Source organism: Methyloversatilis sp. XJ19-13, assembly GCF_024580155.1.
Lineage (GTDB): Bacteria > Pseudomonadota > Gammaproteobacteria > Burkholderiales > Rhodocyclaceae > Methyloversatilis.
This window is the reverse complement of sequence record NZ_JANINH010000017.1, coordinates 1-24832: the sequence shown is the minus strand read 5'-3', so window position 1 is coordinate 24832 and position 24832 is coordinate 1. Positions and strand designations below refer to the sequence as shown.

General features: G+C 67.0%; 25 protein-coding genes and 1 riboswitch. Of the genes, 15 read left to right on the top strand and 10 right to left on the bottom strand.

What is annotated here, in order from left to right; all coding sequences use genetic code 11:
* Positions 1-54 precede the first annotated feature (54 nt).
* The 7 genes from NMQ14_RS16875 (at position 55) to NMQ14_RS16845 (ending at position 6913) form a co-directional block, all read left to right on the top strand.
* Complete coding sequence (locus tag NMQ14_RS16875; protein WP_257097984.1) at positions 55-519, top strand: TerB family tellurite resistance protein; 465 nt, start codon at positions 55-57, stop codon at positions 517-519.
* A 71-nt stretch (positions 520-590) separates the two neighbouring features.
* Positions 591-1250 carry a paraquat-inducible protein A gene (locus NMQ14_RS16870; RefSeq protein WP_257097983.1) on the top strand — a complete coding sequence of 220 codons (660 nt, stop codon included), beginning with the start codon at positions 591-593 and terminating at the stop codon, positions 1248-1250.
* 11 nt (positions 1251-1261) lie between these two features.
* On the top strand, positions 1262-1906 hold the full coding sequence (locus NMQ14_RS16865) for a paraquat-inducible protein A (RefSeq protein WP_373457203.1): 645 nt from the start codon (positions 1262-1264) through the stop codon (positions 1904-1906).
* Complete coding sequence (locus NMQ14_RS16860; RefSeq protein WP_257097981.1) at positions 1899-3536, top strand: intermembrane transport protein PqiB; 1638 nt, start codon at positions 1899-1901, stop codon at positions 3534-3536. The genes NMQ14_RS16865 and NMQ14_RS16860 overlap by 8 nt, the downstream gene beginning before the upstream one ends.
* Positions 3533-4117 (top strand): PqiC family protein, encoded by a 585-nt coding sequence (locus NMQ14_RS16855; protein ID WP_257097980.1) that lies wholly within the window; start codon positions 3533-3535, stop codon positions 4115-4117. The genes NMQ14_RS16860 and NMQ14_RS16855 overlap by 4 nt, the downstream gene beginning before the upstream one ends.
* 333 nt (positions 4118-4450) lie before the next feature.
* Complete coding sequence (locus NMQ14_RS16850; RefSeq protein ID WP_257097979.1) at positions 4451-6370, top strand: radical SAM protein; 1920 nt, start codon at positions 4451-4453, stop codon at positions 6368-6370.
* Between the two features lie 72 nt (positions 6371-6442).
* Complete coding sequence (locus NMQ14_RS16845) at positions 6443-6913, top strand: DM13 domain-containing protein (RefSeq protein ID WP_257097977.1); 471 nt, start codon at positions 6443-6445, stop codon at positions 6911-6913.
* Between the two features lie 21 nt (positions 6914-6934).
* Here the strand turns inward: NMQ14_RS16845 and NMQ14_RS16840 are convergent, their stop codons facing one another.
* Positions 6935-8254 carry a short-chain fatty acid transporter gene (locus NMQ14_RS16840; RefSeq protein ID WP_257097975.1) on the bottom strand — a complete coding sequence of 440 codons (1320 nt, stop codon included), beginning with the start codon at positions 8252-8254 and terminating at the stop codon, positions 6935-6937.
* Between the two features lie 118 nt (positions 8255-8372).
* On the opposite strand from NMQ14_RS16840, the gene NMQ14_RS16835 reads away from it, so the two are divergent.
* Positions 8373-8720: a hypothetical protein gene (locus tag NMQ14_RS16835; protein WP_257097973.1), complete on the top strand. Its 348-nt coding sequence runs from the start codon at positions 8373-8375 to the stop codon at positions 8718-8720.
* Between the two features lie 33 nt (positions 8721-8753).
* Here the strand turns inward: NMQ14_RS16835 and NMQ14_RS16830 are convergent, their stop codons facing one another.
* The 3 genes from NMQ14_RS16830 to NMQ14_RS16820 all read right to left on the bottom strand — a co-directional run bounded on the left by NMQ14_RS16830 (position 8754) and on the right by NMQ14_RS16820 (position 10642).
* Entirely contained in the window at positions 8754-9692 is a 939-nt protein-coding gene (locus tag NMQ14_RS16830; protein ID WP_257097971.1) for an MBL fold metallo-hydrolase, read from the bottom strand.
* Positions 9689-10201: an acyl-CoA thioesterase gene (locus NMQ14_RS16825; protein ID WP_257082459.1), complete on the bottom strand. Its 513-nt coding sequence runs from the start codon at positions 10199-10201 to the stop codon at positions 9689-9691. The genes NMQ14_RS16830 and NMQ14_RS16825 overlap by 4 nt, the downstream gene beginning before the upstream one ends.
* Positions 10202-10276: 75 nt before the next feature.
* The gene (locus tag NMQ14_RS16820; protein ID WP_257097969.1) at positions 10277-10642 is read right to left on the bottom strand and encodes a hypothetical protein; all 366 of its coding nucleotides are present in this window, start codon (positions 10640-10642) and stop codon (positions 10277-10279) included.
* 199 nt (positions 10643-10841) lie between these two features.
* On the opposite strand from NMQ14_RS16820, the gene NMQ14_RS16815 reads away from it, so the two are divergent.
* Complete coding sequence (locus tag NMQ14_RS16815) at positions 10842-11609, top strand: BPSS1780 family membrane protein (protein ID WP_257097967.1); 768 nt, start codon at positions 10842-10844, stop codon at positions 11607-11609.
* Between the two features lie 655 nt (positions 11610-12264).
* Here NMQ14_RS16815 and NMQ14_RS16810 read toward each other — a convergent pair.
* Positions 12265-13707, bottom strand: coding sequence for a deoxyribodipyrimidine photo-lyase (locus NMQ14_RS16810; RefSeq protein ID WP_257097965.1), 1443 nt, complete (start codon positions 13705-13707; stop codon positions 12265-12267).
* A gap of 87 nt (positions 13708-13794) precedes the next feature.
* Between NMQ14_RS16810 and NMQ14_RS16805 the strand changes: the two genes are divergently transcribed.
* From NMQ14_RS16805 to NMQ14_RS16785, 5 genes are read left to right on the top strand one after another with little or no spacing between them, the layout of a single operon-like run.
* Entirely contained in the window at positions 13795-14373 is a 579-nt protein-coding gene (locus NMQ14_RS16805) for a YqgE/AlgH family protein (RefSeq protein ID WP_257097963.1), read from the top strand.
* On the top strand, positions 14366-14812 hold the full coding sequence (gene ruvX, locus NMQ14_RS16800) for a Holliday junction resolvase RuvX (protein ID WP_257097961.1): 447 nt from the start codon (positions 14366-14368) through the stop codon (positions 14810-14812). The genes NMQ14_RS16805 and ruvX overlap by 8 nt, the downstream gene beginning before the upstream one ends.
* The gene (gene pyrR, locus NMQ14_RS16795; protein WP_257097960.1) at positions 14799-15290 is read left to right on the top strand and encodes a bifunctional pyr operon transcriptional regulator/uracil phosphoribosyltransferase PyrR; all 492 of its coding nucleotides are present in this window, start codon (positions 14799-14801) and stop codon (positions 15288-15290) included. Before ruvX ends, pyrR begins: the two co-directional genes overlap by 14 nt.
* A gap of 2 nt (positions 15291-15292) precedes the next feature.
* A complete protein-coding gene (locus tag NMQ14_RS16790) occupies positions 15293-16261 on the top strand; it encodes an aspartate carbamoyltransferase catalytic subunit (RefSeq protein ID WP_257097959.1) in 969 nt (322 codons plus the stop codon).
* A 46-nt stretch (positions 16262-16307) separates the two neighbouring features.
* Positions 16308-17606 (top strand): dihydroorotase, encoded by a 1299-nt coding sequence (locus NMQ14_RS16785; protein WP_257097958.1) that lies wholly within the window; start codon positions 16308-16310, stop codon positions 17604-17606.
* Between the two features lie 218 nt (positions 17607-17824).
* On the opposite strand, the gene NMQ14_RS16780 is transcribed toward NMQ14_RS16785, so the two are convergent.
* The 3 genes from NMQ14_RS16780 to NMQ14_RS16770 all read right to left on the bottom strand — a co-directional run bounded on the left by NMQ14_RS16780 (position 17825) and on the right by NMQ14_RS16770 (position 21739).
* Entirely contained in the window at positions 17825-18391 is a 567-nt protein-coding gene (locus tag NMQ14_RS16780; protein WP_257082449.1) for a YggT family protein, read from the bottom strand.
* Between the two features lie 54 nt (positions 18392-18445).
* Complete coding sequence (proC, locus tag NMQ14_RS16775) at positions 18446-19258, bottom strand: pyrroline-5-carboxylate reductase (RefSeq protein ID WP_257097957.1); 813 nt, start codon at positions 19256-19258, stop codon at positions 18446-18448.
* A gap of 105 nt (positions 19259-19363) precedes the next feature.
* Entirely contained in the window at positions 19364-21739 is a 2376-nt protein-coding gene (locus NMQ14_RS16770) for a zinc-dependent metalloprotease (RefSeq protein WP_257097956.1), read from the bottom strand.
* Positions 21740-21952: 213 nt separating this feature from the next.
* A riboswitch (cyclic di-GMP riboswitch) is annotated at positions 21953-22042 on the bottom strand.
* Between the two features lie 146 nt (positions 22043-22188).
* On the opposite strand from NMQ14_RS16770, the gene NMQ14_RS16765 reads away from it, so the two are divergent.
* Entirely contained in the window at positions 22189-22710 is a 522-nt protein-coding gene (locus NMQ14_RS16765) for a MarR family winged helix-turn-helix transcriptional regulator (protein WP_257097955.1), read from the top strand.
* Positions 22711-22778: 68 nt separating this feature from the next.
* Here the strand turns inward: NMQ14_RS16765 and NMQ14_RS16760 are convergent, their stop codons facing one another.
* On the bottom strand, positions 22779-23756 hold the full coding sequence (locus tag NMQ14_RS16760) for a PEP-CTERM sorting domain-containing protein (protein WP_257097954.1): 978 nt from the start codon (positions 23754-23756) through the stop codon (positions 22779-22781).
* Between the two features lie 558 nt (positions 23757-24314).
* The coding region (locus tag NMQ14_RS16755) for a phosphomethylpyrimidine synthase ThiC (RefSeq protein ID WP_257097953.1) at positions 24315-24832 on the bottom strand (518 nt) is incomplete at its 5' end.

The following is a 24832-nucleotide window of genomic DNA, read 5'->3' as shown; positions in this document are numbered from 1 at the left end:
TCCGCCGTGACACGGGCGCATGGTGCGCCCCGCGTTCCGCCGACGAAAGACACCATGCTGCGTACCCTGAAAGAGCTGTTCGACAGTTTTGCCACGCCGGCGCCGCTTGACGCCGCCGCCACCGAACACCAGCTGCAGCTGGCCACCGCCGTGCTGCTGGTCGAAGTGATGCGGGCCGACCCGGACATCGGCGACGCCGAGCGCGCCGCGGCCATGACCGCACTGCGCGGCAAGTTCGCGCTGACCGACGACGAAATCGAGCGCCTGATCGAGCTGGCGACCGCCACGGCGCGCGAGGCCTACGACTACCAGCGCTTCACGGCGCTGATCAATCAGGCCTTCGATGCCGAGCGAAAGGTGCACATCATCGAGCTCATGTGGCAGGTCGCCTATGCCGACGGCCACCTGCACGCCCATGAGTCGCACGTGATGCGCAAGGTGGCCGATCTGCTCTACATCCCGCACGCCGACTACATCACCGCCAAGCTGCGGGCGCGCGACGCAGCCGCACCTGTCTGATCGCCACGCAGGGTCATTGCACCGACCTGCGCTGCACCGCAGAATCGCGGTTCCTTATGCCGCCACCGGTCATGCCCGCTCCCGCCGCGCACCTGAAACTGCCTGCCGATCTGGTCGCCTGCCACGAGTGCGACCTGCTGCAGACCGAGCCGGCACTGCTGCCCGGGCAGACCGCGCGCTGCGTGCGCTGCGACGCCTTTCTTGCACGCAACCCGCCGGACAGCCTCGACCGCACGCTGGCGCTCACGCTGACTGCACTGGTGCTGTACGTGATCGCGAATGCCTGGCCGCTGGTCGGCCTCGACATGCAGGGTCGTGTGGTCGCGGTGACGCTGTTCGAAGCGGTGCAGGTGCTGTGGCGCGAAGGCATGATGCCGGTCGCTGCGCTCGTGTTCGGTACCGCCATCCTGTTTCCGCTGCTCGAGCTGGTGATGATCCTGCTCGTGCTGGTGCCGCTGCGGCTGGGGCGCGTGACACCGCGCATGGCGCCCTTCTTCCGGCTCGTGCGTTCGCTCAAGCCCTGGGGCATGGTCGAAGTGTTCCTGCTCGGCATGCTGGTGTCGCTGGTCAAGCTGTCGCATCTGGCGACGGTCATCCTCGGCACTGCGTTCTGGGCCACGGCTGCACTCATTCTCGCGCTCACCTTCGCCGGCCGGGCCTTCGACACGCGTTTGCTGTGGCAGACCCCGCTGCCCGACGAAGCGGATGGCGTCCTGGTGACGAGCCGATGAGCCGGCGCGCGCTGACCGCCCGCGAGGCCGGGCTGCTGAGCTGCCATGTGTGCGGTCAGCTGGCGCGCCCGCCCGTGGATGGCGCGCACAACCTGCGCTGCCCGCGCTGCCGCGCGCCGATGCACCTGCGCAAGCCGGCCAGCGTGTCGACCACCTGGGCGCTGCTGATCGCATCGATTGTCATGTTCCTGCCGGCCAACCTGCTGCCGGTCATGACCACCACATCGCTGCTCGGCAGCCAGCAGGACACGATCATGAGCGGCGTCGTCTTTCTGTGGCAGTCCGGTTCATGGCCGCTGGCCGCGGTGGTGTTCTTCGCCAGCGTGATGGTGCCGCTGCTGAAGATCATTGCGCTGGTGTATCTCACGCTGTCGGTGCAGCGCCGCTCGACGCAGAACCTGCTGCAGCGCACCCGGCTGTACCGGCTGGTCGAATTCGTCGGCCGCTGGTCGATGCTCGACATCTACGTCATCACGATGCTGGTCGCGCTGGTGAGCTTCCGTGGATTGGCGACGATAGAAGCCGGCCCGGGTGCCATCGCCTTCGGCGCCGTCGTGGTGCTCACGATGTTCGCCGCCATGAGCTTCGATCCGCGACTGATCTGGGACCCGCTGGCCAGCGGCGCTGCCGACCCCCACACTGCACACCATGACTGAACCCGAACTGCCGACCGCCACGGTCGACGCACCGCGCCGCTTCCGCATCCCGCTGGTCTGGATCATTCCGCTGGTCGCGCTGCTGATCGGCGTGTTCCTCGCCGCGCGCGCCTGGTACCAGCAGGGGCCGACCATCACGATCCAGTTCAACAGTGGCGCCGGGCTCGAACCGGGCAAGACGCGCATCAAGTACAAGGACGTCGATGTCGGCCAGATCAGCGCGGTGGCGCTGGCCGACGACGGCGCGCACGTCATCGCCACAGCGCAGCTGGTGCGTGAAGCAAACCGGCTGCTGGTGGCGGATACGCGCTTCTGGGTGGTCAGCGCGCGCGTCTCGGGCAGCGCGGTGACCGGCCTGGGCACCTTGCTGTCGGGCGCCTATGTCGGCATGGACGCCGGCAAGTCGACCGAACCCGGTCGCAGCTTCGTCGCGCTGGACGAGGCGCCGGTCATCACGCTGGACGTGCCCGGGCGCGCCTTTGCGCTGCATGCCGAGACACTGGGTTCCATCGATGTCGGCACACCGATCTACTTCCGCCGCATCCCGGCCGGTCAGGTCACCGGCTTCAAGCTCGACGACACCGGCCAGCACCTCGACATCCAGGTGTTCATCAAGTCGCCGTACGATCGCTACGTGACCACCGACAGCCGTTTCTGGAACGCCAGTGGCATCGACGTGAAGCTCGGTGCAGAGGGGCTGCAGATCAACACCGAGTCGGCCACCTCCATACTGGCCGGCGGGCTGTCGTTTGAAACACCGGACGGCGGCGATGCCGAGCCGGCGCCTGCCGGGCTCGATTTCAAGCTGTTCGGCACGCGCGCCGAAGCGCTCAAGCAACCCGGATCGGACGCCCAGATCGTGCAGCTGCGCTTCACCGAAAGCGTGCGTGGTCTGTCGGTCGGCGCACCGGTCGATTTCCGCGGCACCCAGATCGGCGAAGTGATTGCGCTCGAACCCGATGTCGATCTCGACACTGCCGACGTCGGCCTGCTGGTCGACATCGCGGTGTTCCCCGGCCGCATGCGCCCACGCGCGGGTGGCAAGCCGGACGACGATTTCGACGAAGCCGCCTTCCGCACCTTCGTCGACCGGCTGGTGGCGCGCGGCCTGCGCGCACAGTTGCGCAACGGCAATCTGGTGACTGGCCAGCTCTATGTGGCGATGGATTTCTTCCCGCCGGCCGGCAAGCAGAAGGTCGACTGGACGGCCCGACCGCCGCAGCTGCCGACCCAGCGCGGCAGCCTGGACGAATTGCAGGCCACGCTGTCGCGCATCGCCGGCAAGTTCGACCGCCTGCCGCTGGACGACATCGCACAGGAGACCCGTGCCGCGATCGCCGGGCTGGCGGGCGCGGTCGAGCGCACCGATCAGCTGCTGCAGCGGCTCGACGGCATCGCGTCGAACGAAGTGAGCGCCGCCGTGACCGAAACGCAGCGCACGATGGCCGAGGCGCGCGCGGCGATCGCCGATACGCGCCATCTGCTGTCGAGCGACGCGCCGCTGCAGCAGGACCTGCGCGACAGCCTGCAGGAGCTGTCGCGCGCCGCCCAGTCGCTGCGTCACCTGACCGACACGCTGGAACGCCACCCCGAAGCGCTGCTGCGCGGCAAGCCCGAGGAGAAACCGTGATCCATCTTCGCTCCCTGTGCTGGATCGCCGCCGCGCTGGCGCTGGCTGGCTGCGGCAGTTCGCCGCCAGTGCGCTACTACACGCTGGGCGCCGTGGCCTCGCCGGCGTCGTTGCAAGCCGATGCGCCCAGCATCGTCGTCGGCCCCATCGGCCTGCCGGAAGCGGTGGACCGGCTGCAGATCGTGCGCCGGATCGACGGCACGCGCAGCGAGCCGGCCGACGGTCACCGCTGGGCTGGCTCGCTGAAGGCGGAAATGGGCCGCCGGCTGGCCGCCGCGCTGGCCAGCGCGCGCGGTCTTGCGCGCGTCGTCGCCGTGCCGCAGTCGAGCATCGCCCGACCCGACTACACGCTGCCGGTCGACGTGCTGCGTTTGGATGCCGACGGTTTCGAGCGCGTGACGCTGGACGCCGTATGGACCCTGCGCCGCGACGGCCGCGACATCGCGAGCCGCCGCTTCACCGCCAGCGAAACCATCGGCTCAGCCAGCTACGAAGCCCTCGCCACCGCCCACGGCCGACTCATCGACGCGCTTGCCCGCGAAATCGCGCAGTCGGTCCCCGCGGCCACGCCGGCACGTTGAACGAGCGGATGCCTGCGCGGGCCTGTTTGTTGGGCATCGCTGCGCTCACCCCAACCTACGTGACCGCCCCGTCCGATTGCAGCTTGGGGCGAGCGCACCCCCCCCGCGACAAGCCACCCGTAGGTTGGGGTGAGCGCAGCGATGCCCAACATCCCCACGACAAGCCGACGCCGTAGGTCGGGGTGAGCGCAGCGATGCCCAACAGGCCCTGCGACAAGCCGACCGTACGTTGTGCGGCAAGCGCCGCGCCGCCCGCCCCCGCGCCGCCCATTCCCGCGCCGTCGGGCTTCGGTTACCCTGCGCCGGCGCCGTCTGTTGCGGCGCCTATGGACCATGACTGCCACGCATTCCCCCGACTTCGTCCGCCCGCGCGTGCTGTCGGTCATCCCGCCGATGACCCAGCTCAACACGCCCTATCCGTCCACCGCCTATCTGACGGGCTTCCTGCGTGCGCAGGGTTTCGACGCGGTGCAGGAAGATCTGGCGCTGTCGCTGGTGCTCGATCTGCTGGCGGCGGACGGCCTGCGTGCCGTGCGCGATGCCGTTGCTGTGCTGCCGGATCGTGATTGCTCGCCCAGCCTGACAAGCTTCTTCGTGCAGTTCGATCGCTACGCCGCGACGATGGCCGCCACCCTGGGTTTCCTGCAGGGGCGCGACCCGACGCTGGCGCACCGCATCGCGTCGCGCGGCTTCCTGCCCGAGGGGCCGCGTTTCGAATCGCTGGACATCTATATCGACGAAGACGGTGGCGACCCGCTGGGCTGGGCGTTCGGCGCGCTCGGCGTGCAGGACCGCGCCCGCCACTTCGCCACGCTGTATCTGAACGACGTCGCCGACGCGATCCGTCTGGCCGTCGACGACCGGTTCGAATTCGTGCGCTACGCCGAATCGCTGGCACAGAGCCAGCCCACCTTCGACCCGCTGGCGGCGGCGCTGGCCGCGCCGCCGACGCTGATCGACGGTGCGCTGCAGCGGCTCGCACTCGCCGCAATCGAGCGTCACGCACCGCGCATCGTGCTGCTGTCGGTACCCTTTCCGGGTGCGGTGTATGCCGCCTTCCGCATCGCGCAGACGATCAAGGTGCATGACGCCTCCATCGTCACCGTGCTGGGCGGTGGCTACGTGAATACCGAATTGCGCGAGCTGGCCGAGCCGCGCGTGTTTGACTTCTTCGACTACGTGACGCTGGACGCCGGCGAGCGACCGCTGCTCGCGCTGCTCGATCATCTGGCCGGCCGGCGTTCCGCGCAGCGGCTGGTGCGCACCTTCGTGCGCAACGATGCCGGCGCGGTGCAGTACGTCAATTTCGTCGAGCCCGACATCGCCTTCGACGACGTCGGTACGCCGACCTGGGACGGCCTGCCGCTCGACCGTTACCTGTCGCTGCTGGACATGCTCAATCCGATGCACCGGCTGTGGTCGGACGGACGCTGGAACAAGCTCACCGTGGCGCACGGCTGCTACTGGAAGAAATGCAGCTTCTGCGACGTCAGTCTCGATTACATCTCGCGCTACGACGCCGCCAGTGCGACCACGCTGGTCGACCGCGTGCAGGCCATCGTCGCCGAAACCGGCCAGACCGGCTTTCATCTGGTCGATGAAGCCGCACCGCCGAAATCGCTGCGCGCCTTCGCCGCCGAACTGAAACGGCGTGACGTCAGCATTTCATGGTGGGGCAATATCCGCTTCGAGAAATCGTTCACGCCCGAGCTTTGCCTGGAACTGGCCGACAGCGGCTGCATCGCGATTTCCGGCGGGCTGGAAGTGGCCAGCGACCGGCTGCTGAAGCTGATGAAGAAGGGCGTATCGGTCGATCAGGTGGCGCGCGTCACCAAGGGCTTCGCCGATGCCGGCATCCTGGTGCATGCCTATCTGATGTACGGCTTTCCGACGCAAACCGTGCAGGACACGGTGGATGCTCTCGAATACGTGCGCCAGCTGTTCGCGGCCGGCTGCATCCAGTCCGGCTTCTTCCACCGCTTCGTGTGCACCGTGCATTCGCCGGTCGGCCTCAATCCGGAGGAATACGGCGTCACGCTGCTGCCGTTGCCGCCGGTGACCTTCGCGAAGAACGACGTCGGCTTCATCGACCCGGTCGGTACCGACCACGACACTTTGGGCATCGCGCTCAACAAGGCGCTGTACAACTACATGCACGGCATCGGTCTGGACGAGGACGTGCGCAGCAGGTTCCCCGACCGCACACCCAAGGCGCGTGTGCCGCGACATTTCATCGAGCGGGCGCTCGGCTAGCGCCATGCCGGCCAACTCCCGGAATGACGCGCATCACACCGATGGCGCGTCCCGCGCTACGCTTGAGGAATCATGAAACGCCCGGTCCTGCTCATCGCCTCCCACGCCGCCGTGCTTGGCATCGGCTTCGCGCTGGGCATCTATGCCCTGCCCATCCTGACGGCACCTCCGCCACCGACCGCGGCCGAAGCCGCGTCGGCCGCGGGGGGCGCAATGTTCACCGGCCAGTTCCGGCGCGACCTGAAGGACAGCGATCTGCTGCACTGGGGCGAAGGTACGGTGTCGATCGGACGCGAGCGCATTGCGCTGACCGGCCGGCTGGCACCCGGGCCGGACTACAAGCTCTACCTGTCGCCGGAATTCGTCGAGACGGAAGCCGATTTCGCGCGCCTGAAATCGGTCATGGTGCGCGTCGGCGACGTGCGCACCTTCGACAATTTCGTCGTGGAGGTGCCTTCATCGATCGATGTTGCGCGTTACACGACAGTCATCGTGTGGTGCGAAACCTTCGGCCAGTTCATCAGCGCCGCCCGCTATCGCTGATGTCGGCATACCCCGGACTTGTCATGGTACGAAAGTCAGTCCGAGGCCGATCACGACGCCCGACATCAGCAGCGTGATCAGGCAGTAGCCCATGATGTCCTTTGCGCGCAGTCCGGCGATGGCCAGCGCGGGCAGGGCCCAGAAGGGCTGGATCAGATTGGTCCATGCGTCGCCCCAGGCCACCGCCATCGCCACCCGTGGCAGGTCGGCGCCCATGCTGGCGGCGGCCTCGACCATGATCGGCCCCTGTACTGCCCACTGACCACCGCCGGACGGTACAAAAATGTTGACCAGGCCGGCGCTGAGAAAGGCAAACAGCGGCAGGGTGGCATCGGTCGACACGGCAACGAACACATTCGACATCGTCACCGCGAGCCCCGAACCGACGATCATGCCCATCAGGCCGGCATAGAACGGAAACTGCACGATGATGCCGCCCGAACCGCGCGCGGCGTCGCCGATCGCCGCCAGAAACCGGCTGGGTCGGCCGTGCAGCATGATGCCGAGGAACAGGAACATGAAATTGACGATGTTCAGGTTCAAGGTGCCAGCGCTGACCAGAAAGTAGTAGCCGGAGAACACCAGACCCATGATGCCGACCGACTGTGCCAGCAGGATGCTGTTGTCAAGCCGCGCGGCCGGCGTGTCGGTGGTGGTGTCGGGTACGAATTCGACGTCGACCAGCAGCGCCGGATCGACCGTCACCGTATCTTCGGGTCGCGGCATCATCAGCCGGTTCAGTATCGGCACGCAGATGAACAGCGCCAGCACGATGAGCAGGTTGAAGGTCGAGAAGATCGTGTCGCCGGTGGCGATGACACCCGTGCGGGCGGCGAGGAAGTGGTCGGCGGTGGCGAGCGTGAGCGGCACCGAGCCCGACAGTCCGCCGTGCCAGATGACGAAGCCGCTGTAGGCGCTGGCGATCAGCAGTCGGTAGTCGACGCCCGTCACGCCACGCGCCAGCTGGCGCGCGAACATCGCGCCGATGACCAGTCCGAAACCCCAGTTGAGCCAGCTCGCCACCAGCGACACCACGCTCACCAGCAGGATGGCCTGCCCCGGCGTGCGCGCCAGCTTTGCGATGGCTTCGAGAATGCGGCGGAAGAACAGCGTCGTCGCCAGCACCCAGCCGGTCACGAGTATCAGCACCATCTGCATCGAAAACTGCAGCAGGTTCCAGAAGCCCTTGCCCCAGTGCTCGAGCATCGCCACCGGCGATTGGCCCTCGACACCGATGCCGGCCGCGAACACGAGCAGCGTCAGCAGCAGCACCAGCACGAACGGATCGGGCAGCCATCTTTCGACCAGTCGGACGGACAGCGACGTGACACGTTGCAGCATGGGAGTCTCCTGATTATATTTTTGAACGGCGTGCGCGGACGTGCCGCGCAGCGTGAGGATAGCCCAGCCGTCACCCGCGTGACTTCGGGGCCGACGCTATCGGAGAGGAGCACGATGCATGGACCGCATCACCTGGTCGAACACCGGGAAGAAGATCGCGCGACACGCTTTCGGCACGGCGCTGGCCCGCGAAGAGGCTTCGCTGCTGGCGGATTTCAAGGCGCGCGCCGCGGCCGCTGCGACGCAGGATGACATGTGGGCGGTCTACCGGTTTCTGGCCGAGCGGGACGGCGTCATCGGCAGGAAGTATGAATTCCGTTACTCGGAACTGATTTCCCTGTTTGTGCTGCTGCGCGCGGAGGGCTGGCTGGACGAAGCCGATCTGGCGGGTCTGCGCGATGACAAGCTCACGATGATCCGCGAGGGGTGCGCGCGCTGGCAGCGTCATTTCGAGCGCGGCGACTGATCGTCGTGCCACCCGGGGATCAGGTGCGCGCCATCAGGCCTTTGCAGTGTCGAGCCACACCTCGAGGCCCTGCGCGTTGAGTTCGATGTCCAGCCCCCACACGGCCATCGCCTCGTCTCGCGCAAGCGGGCTGCCATGCGCGCGCAGTTCGTCCATCAGATAGGCGGTCAGCGCGGCCAGCAACGCCTGCTTGCGGCCGTCGCCGGCACTGGCGGCCGCCCTGGCGATCGCCACGTGGGCGTCGATGCGCGACAGCAGCGCGCGGCCCAGCGCCGGTACGCCGGTCACCTTGCCGTAGTGGGTCAGGAACATCGCCTCCGGCTGCCGCGACAGCAGACGCTCGACCGACGCGCGCATCGCGACCGGATCGAACTGCACCGGCGACGTGGTCGGGAAGATGAAGGCGCGGCCATCGACCGTGCACTCAGGGTAGGCCAGGCCGAAGGTGTCGCCGCTGAACCAGCCCCGGGAGCGCGCGTCCCAGATGCAGTGATGGTGCTTCGCGTGGCCCGGCGTGTCGATGAATTCGAGCGCGCGGCCGTTGAAGTCGAGCACGTAACCGTCATGCGTTTCGATCACGCGCGCCGCGTCGACCGGCAGGATGTCGCCATACATGTCGTCCATCGCCTGCCTGCCGTAGACCTCGGTGGCGCCGGCAATCAGTTTCGACGGATCGATCATGTGGCGTGCGCCGCGCGGATGCACCACCAGCTGCGCATCCGGAAAGGCGCGCATCGCGGCACCGGCGCCGCTGGCATGGTCCAGGTGCACGTGGGTCAGGATGATGTAGCGCAGCTGTTCGGCGGCGATGCCCTTGTGCGCCAGCGCAGCCTTTACATTGGCCAGCGAATGGCCGGTGCCGCAGTCGACCAGCGCTGCCTGGTCACCGGCGCGCAGCAGGTGGATGGACGCCATGCCGTGGCGGAGCAGTGCAGCGTCTATCGCGGATATGTCATGCTCGTAATCGATCATTCGTTCACCTCGCCGGCTTTCGCCTGTTCAGCCTGCATCAGTTCATGGAAGCGCTGGTCGAATTCCAGCCGCATCTGCCGGCGCACCTTGGCGGCGGTCTGGCGTCGTCGCTGGTCCGGCGTGGCCGGCGTCAGCGGGGGCACGCGGCACGGGCGGCGCGCCTCATCCATCGCCACCATGGTCAGGTAGCAGGTGTTGGTGTGACGCGTCGTGTGTTCGCGGATGTTCTCCGTCATCACCTTGACGCCGACTTCCATCGATGTGGTACCGGTGAAATTGACCGACGCGAGGAAGGTGACCAGTTCGCCGACGTGGATCGGGCTGCGGAAGATGACCTGATCGACCGACAGCGTCACCACATAGCTCTGCGCGAAGCGCGCAGCACAAGCGTAGGCCACCTGATCGAGCAACTTGAGCAGCGATCCACCGTGTACATTGCCGGAGAAGTTCGCCATGTCGGGTGTCATCAGCACCGTCATGGTCAATTCGTGTTTCGGAAGTTCGGTCATCGGAGGCGGGCGCCAGCTGCGCGGCTGGCGTGTCTTGAGGTTGAAAGAATCGCCGCCGGGCGGGGCGGCTGCGGATCAGCGGTCCTGTTCGATGCGCCAGCCGGGCTGACGGTAGTCGCGCACATTGCCGTACGGCGCGGTGGGATACACGCTGGTGCCGTAGGCATCTTCCTCGATGCGCACGCCCGGTCGCGAATAGTCGCGGATCTGCGTGCCACGCAGCGTCGGATAGATGTTGGTCGTGCGGCTGCGCGCATTCGGCCGGATCAGGTCGCGCGGATGCTGGCCTATCATGCCGCCCGGACCGACACCGCCGATACCGGCGCCCGGTCCGTACGGGTCGCCGCCGATCGGCGTGGTGGGTACGTGGCCCATGCCGCCGGCCAGCGCGGCGGACGACGCGAGCAGCGCCGACACGGCGCACAAGGTGGTCAGTTTCATGAAGGTCTCCCGGAGGGGCGCGGCGCGACAGACCCGCTGCAGCGTCGCCGAACACTTCTGAAGTCTAGTGGAACATGCGCCGCGCGCCCGTTACAAGCGCGTGCGTCGTGTGAGGTCCTGCCGGTGCAGCGCGTCGGTTGTGGACGGCACGCGACAGCCGGCGCACGACTTCGCGCGCGGATGTGGAATCATGCTGCTTATGAACAGCTCAGGCCACAACCCCTTCGAGCCGGCGCCGCAGCCGGTCGTCGTACCGGACGTCACGGCGCCCGAGTCGCATGGCCTGCCGGCCGGCCGCGGCCTGGAATGGCTGCGTCAGGGCTGGCAGTGCTTCCTGGCCGCGCCCGGCCTGTGGATCGTCATCACCGTCATCTGGACGGTCGTGCTGGTGGCGCTCAATGTGGTGCCGCTGTTCGGCACCATCGCGGCGACCTTGCTGGCGATGGTGACGCTGGGCGGCATCATGCACGGTTGCCGCGCGCTGTCGCGCGGCGAACCGCTCGAGCTGGCGCATCTGTGGGCCGGCTTCGGAGAGCGGGTCAATCCGCTGCTCGCGCTGGGCGGCTGGTATCTGGGCGCGATGCTCGCCGTGACACTGTTCGTGCTGTTGATGTCGGCCATCGTCGCCGGTCTGGCCGGGCTCGCTGCATTCGCCGCGCTGCTGGTCGTGTCGGCCGCAACCTCTCTGCTGCTGGTGATTGCCGTGATGCTGATGGCGCCCGTGCTGATGGCCATGTGGTTCGCGCCCGCGCTGGTGATGTTCCACCGCATGACCGCCATCGAAGCGATGCGCGTCAGCTTCTACGCCTGCCTGCGCAACGCGCCGGCCTTTCTGGTGTTCGCGCTGATCTACATCGTGCTCGTCGTGCTGGCGTCGATCCCGGCCATGCTGGGCTGGCTGGTGCTGCTGCCGGTCACCTTCGGCGCGATCTACGCGAGCTATCGCGACGTGTTCCGCCAGGACTGAGGCGTCGTTTCCGGCTTTCCATTGGACAGCGGGCTGGCAGTTGGCGACGAGCCCGCGAGAGATTTCGGTATCGGGAGGAGGTGTTGGGCATCGCTGCGCTCACCCCAACCTACGGAGTGTGGCAAGTAGGTTGGGGTGAGCGCAGCGATGCCCAACAAGCCCCGCGACCAGCCGACCCGTAGTTCGGGGTGAGCGCAGCGCCGCCCAACAAGCCCCCGTGACAAGCCGACCCCGCAGGTTGGGGTGAGCGCAGCGATGCCCAACAAGCCCCCGCGACCAGCCGACCCCGTAGGTTGGGGTGAGCGCAGCGATGCCCAACAAGCCCCCGTGACAAGCCGACCCCGCAGGTTGGGGTGAGCGCAGCGATGCCCAACAAGCCCCCGTGACAAGCCGACCCGTAGTTCGGGGTGAGCGCAGCGCCGCCCAACAAGCCCCCGTGACAAGCCGACCCCGTCGGTTGGGGTGAGCGCAGCGATGCCCAACAAGCCCCCGCGACCAGCCGACCCCGCAGGTTGGGGTGAGCGCAGCGATGCCCAACAAGCCCCCGTGACAAGCCGACCCCGCAGGTTGGGGTGAGCGCAGCGATGCCCAACAGGCACCCGCGCAAGTCGCCCGTAGGTTGGGGTGAGCGCAGCGATGCCCAACGCCGTCGCCGCTACGCCACGCCCCTCTTCACCGCCTTGAACCGTTCCAGCGTCGCCTCGCGCGCCGCCGCGTGGTCTACCACCGGCGCCGGGTAGTCGCGGCCGATCACGCAGCCGGCCATCTGCTGTTCCAGCGGCGTCGCCAGCCAGGGCGCGTGGATGCGCTTGCGGTCGAACTTCGCGAGTTCCGGGCAGTAGCGGCGGATGAACTGGCCATCGGCGTCGAATTTCTCCGACTGCGTGACCGGGTTGAAGATGCGGAACCAGGGCTGGGCGTCGCAGCCGGTCGAGGCGGCCCACTGCCAGCCGCCGTTGTTGGCCGCCAGGTCGAAATCGTTGAGCTGGCGCGCGAACCATTGCTCGCCGCGCCGCCAGGAAATGCCCAGATCCTTGGTCAGGAAGGACGCGCTGACCATGCGCAGCCGGTTGTGCATGTAGCCGGTCTGCGCCAGCTGGCGCTGCGCCGCATCGACCAGCGGATAACCGGTGCGGCCTTCGCACCACGCGGCGAAGCGCGCCTCGTCGTCCACCCAGCGCACGGCGTCGAATTCGGGCCGGAAGCTGCCGTTGAGCACGTGCGGGTTGTGCCACAGGATCTGGAAGTAGAAATCGCGCCAGATCAGTTCGTTCAGCCAGCCTTCGGCACCGGCGCCACCGCGCGCATGCGCCTCGCGCGCCAGCCGGCGTACCGATATCGTGCCGAAGCGCAGATGCACCGACAGATAGCTCGGTCCCTTGGTCGCCGGAAAGTCGCGCGTCTGCTTGTAGCGGTCGATGCGGTCGAGAAATTCGTCGAACAGCGTTTCGGCGCCGGACGCCCCGGTGGGCAGTTTCAGCGTCGCCAGATTGGTCTGCTCGAACCCCATGTCCGCCAGCGACGGAATGTCTGCGGGCGGCTGTGCCACAAGTGCCGCCGCGTAACGGCGTACCGGATAGGCCTGAAGCTGATGGGGCGTGAGCTTCTTCAGCCAGGCGTTCTTGTACGGGGTGAATACCGAGAAAGGCTTGTGCGCCAGCGTCAGCACTTCGTCGCACTCGAAGATGACCTGGTCCTTGTACTGTTCGAAGCCGATGCCGTGCCGCGCCAGTTCGGCGCTGACATCGGCGTCGCGCAACTGTGCCGCCGGCTCGTAGTCGCGGTTGCAGGCCACGGTGTCCACGCCCAGCTCGCGCGCCAGCGCGGGCACCAGTTCGCGCGCGCGACCGTGGCGCGCGATGAGGCCGCCACCGAGCTCGCGCAGGGCCGCATCCAGCTCCACAATGGCGGCGTGGATGAAATCGACCCGCCGGTCGGCGCGCCAGCCTTCGCGCAGCAGTTCGTCCAGTATTTCGGTGTCAAACACGAATACGCACCACACCGGGCCGCCTTCGTGCAGCGCGTGGTACAGCGCGGCGTGGTCATCCACCCGCAGGTCGCGACGGAACCACACCAGCCGGGACGAACTCTTTGCCACACCCACCTCCACGATCCGATCGCGATTTCGAGTCGCGAGGGTCGCACAGGTTCTGCGACAAACGCACAACACGGATAAAATCCCGCCATGCACGCGCACGCACCGACTTCCACGGTCAATCTCACCGGCCACTTCCTGATCGCCATGCCCGCCATGGCCGACAAGAACTTCGCCCGCACGCTCACGCTGGTGTGCGAGCACAACGATCAGGGCGCGCTCGGCGTCATCGTCAACCGGCCGATCGACATGTCGCTCGAAGACCTGTTCGAGCGCATTGAGCTCACGCTCGAATCGCCGCGTTTCCAGGGCCAGCCCGTCTATTTCGGCGGCCCGGTGCAGACCGACCGCGGCTTCGTGCTTCATCGCCCGGTCGGCGAATGGCAATCCACCATCGATGTCGGCAACGGGCTGGGTCTGACCTCGTCGCGCGACGTGCTGCAGGCACTGGGCAGCGAAATCGAGCCGGACGACGTGCTGGTCACGCTCGGCTATGCGGGCTGGCAGGCGGGTCAGATCGAATGGGAAATGGCGCAGAACGCCTGGCTCACGGTGCGCGCCGACAGCGGCATCATCTTCGACCTGCCGCCGGAAGAACGTCTGGTCGCCGCGATGCAGCTGCTCGGCGTCGATTTCGCGTCGCTGTCCGACGTGGCCGGGCATGCCTGAACCGGGTGGTCTTCCTGCGCGCGGTACCGTGCTGGCGTTCGACTTCGGCGAAAAACGCATCGGCGTTGCCGTGGGCGAATGCGAACTGCGCAGCGCCAGTCCGCTGCTCACCTTCGATGCCGAAACCAACGACGCCCGCTGGTCGGCCGTCGGTCGACTGCTGGACGAATGGAAGCCGGTCACGCTGGTGGTCGGTCTGCCACTGTCGCCCGACGGCGTGCCGCACGACATGACGGCGCGCGCCGAACGCTTTGCACGCCAGCTCGAAGGGCGCTACCGCCTGCCGGTCGTGCTGCAGGACGAGCGCTACACCTCGGCCGAAGCGGACACCCAGCTGCGCGACGAAGGCGGCGTGCGCGACTGGCGCAGCCGCAAGCAGAAACTGGACGCACACGCGGCCCAGCTCATCCTCAAGGACTATTTCGATGTCACTGCCTGACGCAGAACACCTGCTGGTCGTGCTGGCCGACCAGATTCGCTCGCGGGTCGGCGCCGATACGGCGCTGGTCGGCCTGCACACCGGCGGCGTATGGCTGGCGCAACGACTGCACGCCCTGCTGGGACTGGCCCAGCCGATCGGCTCGCTCGACGTGAGCTTCTACCGCGACGACTACGCCAAGCGCGGTCTGGCGCGCGACACCCGCTCGTCGGCGCTGCCCTTCGAGGTCGAAGGCCGGCACCTGATACTGGTCGACGACGTGCTGCACACCGGCCGCACGGTACGCGCCGCGCTGAACGAACTGTTCGATTACGGCCGTCCGCTGCGGGTCGAACTGGCCGTGCTGGTCGATCGCGGCGGGCGCGAACTGCCGGTGGCGCCGACCTACTGCGCCGCGACGCTCGACCTGCCGCCCGGACAGCGCGTGAAACTGGCGCAGGACGGCGACACCCTCTCGCTGCGACTGACCGGGAGCTGACCATGGCGCGCAACCCGCAACTGAACCGGCACGGCGAACTGCAGCACCTGCTGACCACGGAAGGCCTGCCGCGCGATGTCATCACGCGCATTCTCGATACGGCCGAGCCGTTCACGGTGGTGGCCGAGCGCGAGGTGAAGAAGCTGCCGCTGCTGCGCGGCAAAAGCGTGTTCAACCTGTTTTTCGAGAACAGCACGCGCACCCGCACCACCTTCGAAATCGCCGCCAAGCGCCTGTCGGCCGATGTGATCAACCTGAACATCGCGACCAGTTCGACCAACAAGGGCGAAACCCTGCTCGACACGGTGGACAACCTCGCCGCGATGCAGGCCGACATGTTCGTCGTGCGCCACGCCTCCAGCGGCGCGCCCTACCTGATCGCCCAGCACTTGGAAGCGACCGGCCGCGACCACATCCACGTCATCAACGCCGGCGACGGGCGGCACGCGCACCCGACGCAGGGCCTGCTCGACATGTACACCATCCGCCACTACAAGCGCGACTTCACGCAATTGTCGGTGGCGGTCGTCGGCGACATCCTGCATTCGCGCGTGGCGCGCAGCCAGATCCACGCCCTGACCACGCTGGGCGTGCCCGACCTGCGCGCCATCGCGCCGAAAACGCTGCTGCCGGCCGACATCGACCGGCTCGGCTGTCGCGTCTTCCACGACATGGCCGAAGGTCTGCGCGGCGTCGATGTCGTGATGATGCTGCGGCTGCAGAACGAACGCATGCAGGGCTCGCTGCTGCCCAGCCCGCAGGAATATTTCAAGTTCTTCGGCCTGACGCAGGAAAAGCTGGCGCTGGCCAAGCCGGACGCCATCGTGCTGCACCCGGGGCCGATGAACCGCGGCGTCGAAATCGACTCGGCAGTGGCCGACGGTCGGCAGGCCGTCATCCTGCCGCAGGTCACTTTCGGCATCGCCGTGCGGATGGCCGTCATGGCGATGCTGGGGTCTGTTGAAGCGTGATGGCACCCCTCGACTCATTTCGACAGACCTCCGCCGGAGTCAACGCATGAAGATCCACATCAAGGGCGGTCACCTGATCGACCCGGCGCAGGACATCGATGCGCCAACCGACCTGTACATCGCCGCCGGCAAGGTGGTGGCGCTGGGCGACGCGCCGGACGGCTTTCACGCCAACCGCGTCATCGACGCAGCGGGATGCATCGTCGCGCCGGGCCTGATCGACCTGTGTGCGCGGCTGCGCGAGCCGGGGCTGGAGTACCGCGCCACGCTGGAATCAGAAATGGCCGCCGCGGTCGCCGGCGGCATCACCAGTCTGGCCTGCCCGCCGGACACCGACCCGGTGCTGGACGAGCCGGGGCTGGTGGAAATGTTGAAGCACCGCGCACGCATGCTCAACCTCGCGCATGTGTATCCGCACGGTGCGCTGACCATGGGTCTGAAAGGCGAGCGGCTGACCGAAATGGGCGAGCTGTTCGACGCCGGCTGCATTGCGTTCAGCCAGGCCAATGTGCCGGTGGCCGACACGCAGGTGCTGTTCCGCGCCATGCAGTACGCCGCCACCTTCGGCTACACCGTATGGCTGCAGCCGACCGATCTGCACCTGTCGTCCGATGGCGTCGCGCACGAAGGCGAGGTGGCCGCGCGGCTCGGCCTGACCGGCATACCGATACTCGCCGAAACGCTGGCCATCGGCCAGATGCTGCAACTGGCCCGCGCCACCGGCTGCCGCCTGCATCTGGCGCGCATTTCCAGCCGGGCCGGGCTGATGCTGATCGACCAGGCACGGCTCGACGGGCTGAAGGTGAGCTGCGACGTCGCCATCCACTCGCTGCACCTGTGCGATGTCGACATCGGCTACTTCGATCCGCAGTGCCGCACCATTCCGCCGCTGCGCGCGCAGTTCGACCGCGAGGCACTGCGCGCCGCGCTGGCCGACGGCCGCATCGACGCACTGTGTTCCGATCACACGCCGGTCGATGACGACGCCAAGCAGGTGCCGTTCGCCGAAGCCGAACCGGGCACCACCGGGCTGGAACTGCTGCTGCCGCTCACGCTGTCTTGGGCGCGCGAAATGCAGCTGCCGCTGCGGCTGGCGCTCGCCCGCATCACGTCGGATGCCGCGCGCGTGCTCGGGCTGGACGCCGGACACCTGCGCATCGGCAGCGCCGCCGACGTGTGCATCTTCGACCCCGACGCACCCGTCATGATCAGCCGCGCGACGCTGCGCAGTCAGGGCCGCAACACGCCGTTCATCGGTCGGGAGCTGCTGGGCAAGGTGTGCGCGACGCTGGTGTCGGGTCAGGTGGTGTACGAGACGCCCGCGAACGACAAGGCCGCCAGGTAGAGGCGGCCAGGCGCCGCCCGAAGTGCATGATCGAAGGCCTGCTGTTGGGCATCGCTGCGCTCACCCCAACCTACGGTCGACGTGCTGCGGTTGCCCGGCTGGCATCGCTGCACCCAACCTACCTGCTTGCTGCCCCGTAGGTTGGGGTGAGCGCAGCGATGCCCAACGAACCCCGCTGTGCCCAAGCCCCGGTGGAATGCCGCCGGGGCTCGCCCGCGTTACATGACCAGTGCGAAGATCTGCCGCGACGCCGCATCGATCAGGTAGAGCACGATCTGCAGCAGCAGGATGAGCACCAGCGGTGACAGGTCGACGTTGGCGATCGGTGGCATGACGCGCTGGATCGGCTGCAGGAAGGGCCGCGTCAGGGCGCCCAGGATGCTGCCCAGAGGGTTGCCCGGCGACACCCAGCTCAGCACCGCCGAAATGAGCAGCGCGATGATCAGGAACCACACCGACAGGCGCGCCACTTCGAACAGCCCGCGCAGGAAGATCAGCGGAATCAGGTTGTCTGCACCGAGGCCGCCTTGCAGCGTGGCCGCCAGCAGCAGCAGCGCGACCTGCAGCAGCCAGGCCACGACGAAGGTCGCCATGTCGAGGCCGAACACTGCGGGAATCACCTTGCGCGCCGGCAGTACAGCCCAGTCTGTCGTCTGGATGACGAACTGGCCCAGCTGGTTGCGGAAGCTGACACGCGCCCACTGCATGTAGAAACGGGCGAGCAGCAATGTGGTGACGAAGCCGGCGACGGCGTTCAGGACGAGCAGGATCAGGTCGGTCAGCATGGATTCGTGGTGAGGTGATTCAGCAAGGAAAGAGGATCGGGCCGCGGTCGGCGCCTATTGCGCACCCAGCTGGTCACCCATCTCGGCGCCGCGTGCCGCTGCCGCGGCGAGTGCGCGCACGATCGAGTCTGCCACACCGTCGGCGGCCATCGACTTCAGCGCCGCTTCGGTCGTGCCGCCCTTGGACGTGACGCGTTCGCGCAGGGTGCCGGGCGATTCCGGGCTTTGCGCCGCCAGCGCGGCGGCGCCGGTGAAGGTGGCGACCGCGAGCCGGTGCGCCTGATCGGCGCTCAGGCCGAGCGCCTCGCCGCCGCGCACCATGGCTTCGATGAAGTGGAATACATAGGCCGGACCACTGCCCGACAGGGCGGTCACGGCGTCGATCAGGCGTTCCTCCGCCACCCACACCGTGCTGCCGACGGCGGCCAGCACCTGTTCCGCCTGCGCGCGCTCGCTGTCGCTGACTGCGGCGTCGGCGTACAGGCCGGTCACGCCCTGACCGATCAGTGCCGGCGTGTTCGGCATGGCGCGCACGATGCGTGTGTAGCCGCCGAGCCAGCGTGACAGGTCGGCCGCGCGCAGGCCCGCCGCGATGCTCAGCACGGTCTGGTGGTCGAGCGCTGGCGCGAGCCCGGCGCACGCCTCGCGCATCTGCTGCGGCTTGACCGCCAGCACGATCAGGTCGCAGCGCAGCGCGGCGGCGTCCGGCGTTTCGATCGCCCGGACGCAGAAGTCACTGGCCAAGCGCGCGCGTGACGCAGCCTGCGGTTCGACCACGCAGATACCCGCCGCATCGCCACCGCGTCTGACCCAGCCGCCGATCAGCGCACTGGCCATATTGCCGCCGCCGATGAAAGTGATCTGCATGCCCACCCCGTCAAAGGTCGCGGCCCGCAAAAAGCGGGCCGAAGGACAATATGGTAACCGCAGCGGGCGGATGGGCGGAACGACCTTTGTCGCCCGCCAGCGTGATCAGCGCAGCGCGAAGTTGCGACCCGGCTGCGCAGCCTTCACGGCAGTCACCGACAGATAAGGTGGGTTCGCTGCGGCCGAGGGCAGGATGATGCCGCTCCAGCCCTTTGGTACGGTACAGGCATAGCTGCCGTTCGCGGCAATTGCGCTGCAGCTTGCGCCGCTGCTCCCGAGCATGACGAGCTTGGCAACCGGCTTGCCGGCGCGCGTCACCGTCCCGCTGATCTGCACTGTGGTAACGACGAAATTCAATCCGTTTTGCGTCGTCTTCACCGCGCTGACCGCTCGCGAGGCCGGTGTGACAGCCCCGGCCGGCATGGCGGGCGTGACCGTGCCGCTCCAGCCCCATGGAACCGTGCAGCGATAAGTGCCGCCGGAATCGGTCGCGCTGCACGAGACGCCATTGCCGGCAGTGACTGCGGCGTTGGGTAGCGCCTTGCCTGCTTGAGTGATGGTGCCGCTGATGGTCTGTCCCGGCAGCACGAAGTTGCGGCCGGTCTGCGCCGCGCTGATCTTGCTGAAACTGAAGTTGCCCGGCGTTGCACGGCCGGCCGGCACGTTCGGGGTGATGACGCCGCTCCAGTTCTGCGGCACCACGCAGGCCCAGGCGCCGGTGCTGCCGCTGGGCGTGCAGTTGCCACCGTTGCTGGCGCTCAGCGCGACGCCGGCCACCGGCTTGCCGACGCTGGAAATCGTGCCCGATATCTGGAAGGTACCGGCCACCATGGTCGGACTGAAGGCGGCGATCGCTCCGCGACTGTTGTTCAGTGCCAGCGTATTGTGCGCACTGTTTGGCGTACCGACTGGTGTACCGCACGCAAAGCTGCCGCCGCAGTTTTTCTGGTCAGGGTTGGAAAAGCGCCCGATCACCGGCGAGATGTAGCTCATGACCGAGCCAAAGCTGCCGTTGCGCCCGAAGCCGAAGGCGTAGTCGTGGCTGCCCTTGCCGCCACCCTGCCGCGCAACCGTGTCGCGGTCGTGCATCAGGCCCATGTTGTGGCCGAGCTCGTGCGTGAAGGTGTAATCAGTGCAGTAATAGCCGGTGCCGGCGACATCACGGCCGTCGCTGACCACCGAATAGCCGTAGGCGGCGTAGGCCGAAACCGGTGCGCCGTTGTAGCCGCCGATGTAGCCGACGCCGCAATTGCCGCCTTGCGCATTCATGTTGAACGGACGTACCAGGGTGACCAGATCGGCGCCGTACTTCTTGCGTAGCGCCGGTACGCCGGAGAAATTGCCCGTACCGCGCGCCAGGGCGCTCAACGCATTCGTATTCGAGGTGGTATCCGGTTCGCCGACCAGTTCGCTGCCTACCAGACGGACGCGCATGGCAACGCCGCTGTCGATGTAAGCCTGGTTCGACAACGCGATCAGTTGCGCGATGCGGGTCGCCCACAGACTGCCGTTGCGTGTCTTGAAGCCGGCCGTGTAGAGCACCAGCACATCCACCGTGGTGGCACTGGCCGACGCTTGGGTTGTCGGGGTGGTGGCGCTGCTGGCGGTCGTGGTGCTGCTGGCGGCGGCGGTCGGCCCGCCCCCGGCAGCGCCTTCGGCCTCCATCGGGCCACCGGCAACGACTTCACCCACTGCATCGGCGTGGTCCGGCTCCAGTTGCGACAGACCGGAGCGCTGCGGATCGACCAGCCACTGCGAGCCGCCGTCGCTGACCAGCAGGATTTCGCCGGACGGCGTCAGGATGTTGCCGACGCTGCCGTTCGGACCCGATGTAATGATGACGCGGAACTCCGGGCCGTAATCCTTCAGGTGACCGACCCAGGTCGTGCTGTCGGTATCGCCCGGTTCAGTGCGGTCATAGGCCACGCGATAGTCGCCGTGGTCCGGAATCGACAAGGCCATGTCGGCGCCGGGCTCCAGCGCCGACATGGCGACCAGATCGACCGTGACCGGATGGGCTGCGTCGGCCGGCTTTCGCAGTTCCGGTTCGTCGGCGCTGCGCGCGGTACCGCGCGCTTCATCGAGGACGGCGACAGACGGGGCGAACATCGCCGGCAAGCTCTCGACGGTCACCGGATCGGCCTGCGCCGCAAGGTCAGCACCGACCAGCTGCCTCCCGTCCACATGACCCAGCACATAGCCGCCATCCGGCGTACGGATGACGCCCGAGGCGAGCGCGCCATCAAGGCGCAGACGAACCGGAAACTGCCGGCCGGCCGCAAGATGGCCGATCCACTGCACGCCATCGGGCTGGTCGATGGTCGAGTCGAATACCACGTCGAGCCTTGTACCGTCGGGCAGTGCAAAGTGCAGTATTTCGCCACTGCGCGCAGCGCGCAGTCGCGCGAGGTCAAGACGAACCGGCCACATGCCGCCTTCCGGCACGGCATCGGCAACGGCATCCAGTACAGGCGCTTGCATGAGGACTGCAGGCGTCGCGGCGCAGGCAGACCAGGCGGAGAGCGCGAGGGCACATGCCAGAGCTAGGCGCGACGGCGCCGTGCGAGCGCGGCGGAAAGAGACTGTTGCGGAGAAACGACGACTAACCATGGCGGACACACTCCAGACCGGTGACAGGGTGTTACCGGTGCAGCCCGCGCATGCCCGCCACGTCAGGGGACGGGGCGGATGATGATTGGCGGTCCCGCTGTCATCCCGTGTGAACACGGATTAGACCGGTAACTTTGCGTACCCGGCTTTCGCGCGGGCTTGCCTTTTTCAGATTCAGAGATGTTTTCGGCCTGCCGGAAGGTGTCTTGACCGGAACTTCGACAACAACTGTGTCGTCGCACAACCGGCCGCGCGCACCAACGTCTGCACGGACGCGACAACCCGGCAGGCGGCCATTTGTTTGCTGATACGATTGAAAGATGCCTCAGAAACCCCGCCAATCCCGCTTTTCCGGTTCAGATGCCGCCTCTGACGCAATCTCCGAAACGACACACCCCACGCCGGTGACGGCGCAGCTGTGTTTCACGCTGTATTCGTCGTCGCTGACGATGACCAAGGCCTTCAAGCCGCTGCTGAACGAGATCGGCCTGACTTACCCGCAATACCTCGTGTTGCTCGCACTCGGCGACGCCGACCGGCCGCTGAGCGTGTCGGCGCTGGGCGAACAGCTGTTCCTCGACTCAGGTACCTTGACGCCGCTGCTCAAGCGCATGGAAAGCGCAGGGCTGATCACCCGTCGCCGGTCGACGGCCGACGAACGACTGGTGGAACTGAGCTTGACCGAAGCCGGCCACGACACGTGCCGGCGCGCCCGTGAGATTCCTGTCGTGCTCGGCCCGGCCACCGGCTGCTCGGCGCGCGAACTGTCCGAACTGGTTTCCGCATTGCAGGACGTGCGCTCGGCGCTGACGCGCCACCTCGATGCGGTGGCCGGCGACTGAGCACGCCGGCCACCGCATGAATGAAAAGGGGCCGCATTCGCGACCCCTTTTTATTTCGGCAGACTTATTCAATGCCGCCGCAACCGCCGCGCCGCGACACCGGTCAGCGCCAGTCCCGCCAGCAGCATTGCGTAAGACGACGGCTCGGGCACTGCGAGCACCGCCACACCGCGCACCTGCGACGGGCTGAACGGCAGATTGGGATCGAAATCCTGCTGCGCCCGGATCACTTCCACCACACCACTGCCATCCAGCGTCATGCTGAGGATGCGACCGGCGCCCAATGTGGTGTTGCCTTGCGGTGTCGTGAACGGGGCCTGCAGCGCCGACACGTAAATCGTGTCGTCGGTGACGTCGATGCCATTGAGGAAGCCCAGCCCGCTGGCCAGCGTGGTGAGGTCGCTGCCGTCGAGGTTGCTGCGCTTCACGAAGCCATCGGTCGTCGTCAGGTAGATGTGGCTGGCGGTGACTTCGAAGTCATACGAGTTCAGGCCGGTCAGCAGCGTCTGCACGTTGGAGCCGTCGAGATCCGAACGCATCAGGCGGTTTGACGACCCGACCTGGCTCCAGAACACGCTGTCTGCCGTCACATCGATCGCAAACGGTGACGTCAGCCCGCTTTTGAATACATTGGCGGGCGGGAATTGCAGCGACGGGTCGAGTGTCAGGATATCGCCCGAGTTCTGCCGCGTCACATAGAGCAGTCCGCCCTGCACATCGACGTCGTAGGCGCCGGAAATGTTGTATGACTTCAGATCCGAACCGTCGGGCAGCGCCGACACGACGCGGTACAGCTGCTGGTCGGGCCACCAGATGCGTCCGCCGACGAACTCGACGCCATTCGGCCCCTTGACGCGGGTCGGGTCGGTCACCAGCGCGCTGGACGTGCCGCCGGGTACGGATGCCGTATTGATCGAACCGACAGCGGCGAACGTCGGCGTGAACCGCTGAAAGGTTTCCGACCACACAAGCTGGTCGGCCGCGACAGCAGCAAAGCTGCTACAGGACAGCGCAAGCGCGAGGAACTGACAACCCCGTTTTCTCATTATTGGTGATCTCCGGATCTGAACGGCGATGAACGTTTTCGCCCGGAGAGCCCGGTAGCAAGCGGCATTCCTTCGTACGGAAAGGATTTCGCCGCCACGGTTCGGCAGGCCCTGACCGTCAAGTGCTCGAGTACCGGGATCAACGCGGCAGCGCAGGAATCTCGTGTGGCGAGAATGGGTTATCGCGTTGACGCATGTGTGAGGAATGCCAGAGTCGTAGGGTGTTCGAAATGGGCGTCGAACAGCGTCGGCTGTGATCTTCCTGCGCGGGCGTGCTGAACTGGCTTGATGAGCGCGATGTGTAAAAAAAACCGACACATCGTTAGCGCAATGGAAGTTGCGGCGAGACGGCCGGACTGACGTCATGTGGGAGTGACTCCTGTGGCAGCGGCGGCCTGTGGGAGCGGCGGCCTCGCCGCGATCGGTGCAGCGATGGTCGATGATCAGCGCTCGCATCGCGGCGAGGCCGCCGCTCCCACAGCAACCTCCCACAGGTGCAGCCCTGCGGGCCGCACCTACGCTAGCCGCGGCAGGTCGCTGGCCGCAGAGCCGCGCGCCTTACACCTTCCTGTACACCTCGGCGCCCTGCTTGACGAACTCGATGGACTTCGTTGCCATGCCCTGGGTGAGCGCGGCCTCATTGCTGATGCCCTGGGCGGCGGCGTAGTCGCGTACGTCCTGGGTGATCTTCATGCTGCAGAAGTGCGGCCCGCACATGGAACAGAAGTGGGCGAGCTTGGCGCCGTGCTGGGGCAGCGTCTCGTCGTGGAATTCGCGCGCCTTGTCCGGGTCGAGCCCGAGGTTGAACTGGTCGTCCCAGCGGAATTCGAAGCGCGACTTCGAGAGCGCGTTGTCGCGGATCTGCGCGCCCGGGTGGCCCTTGGCCAGGTCGGCCGCGTGCGCGGCGAGCTTGTACGTGATGATGCCCGTCTTCACGTCGTCCTTGTCCGGCAGCCCCAGGTGCTCCTTGGGGGTGACGTAGCAGAGCATGGCCGTGCCGTACCAGCCGATCATCGCCGCGCCGATGCCGCTGGTGATGTGGTCGTAGCCGGGGGCGATGTCGGTGGTCAGCGGGC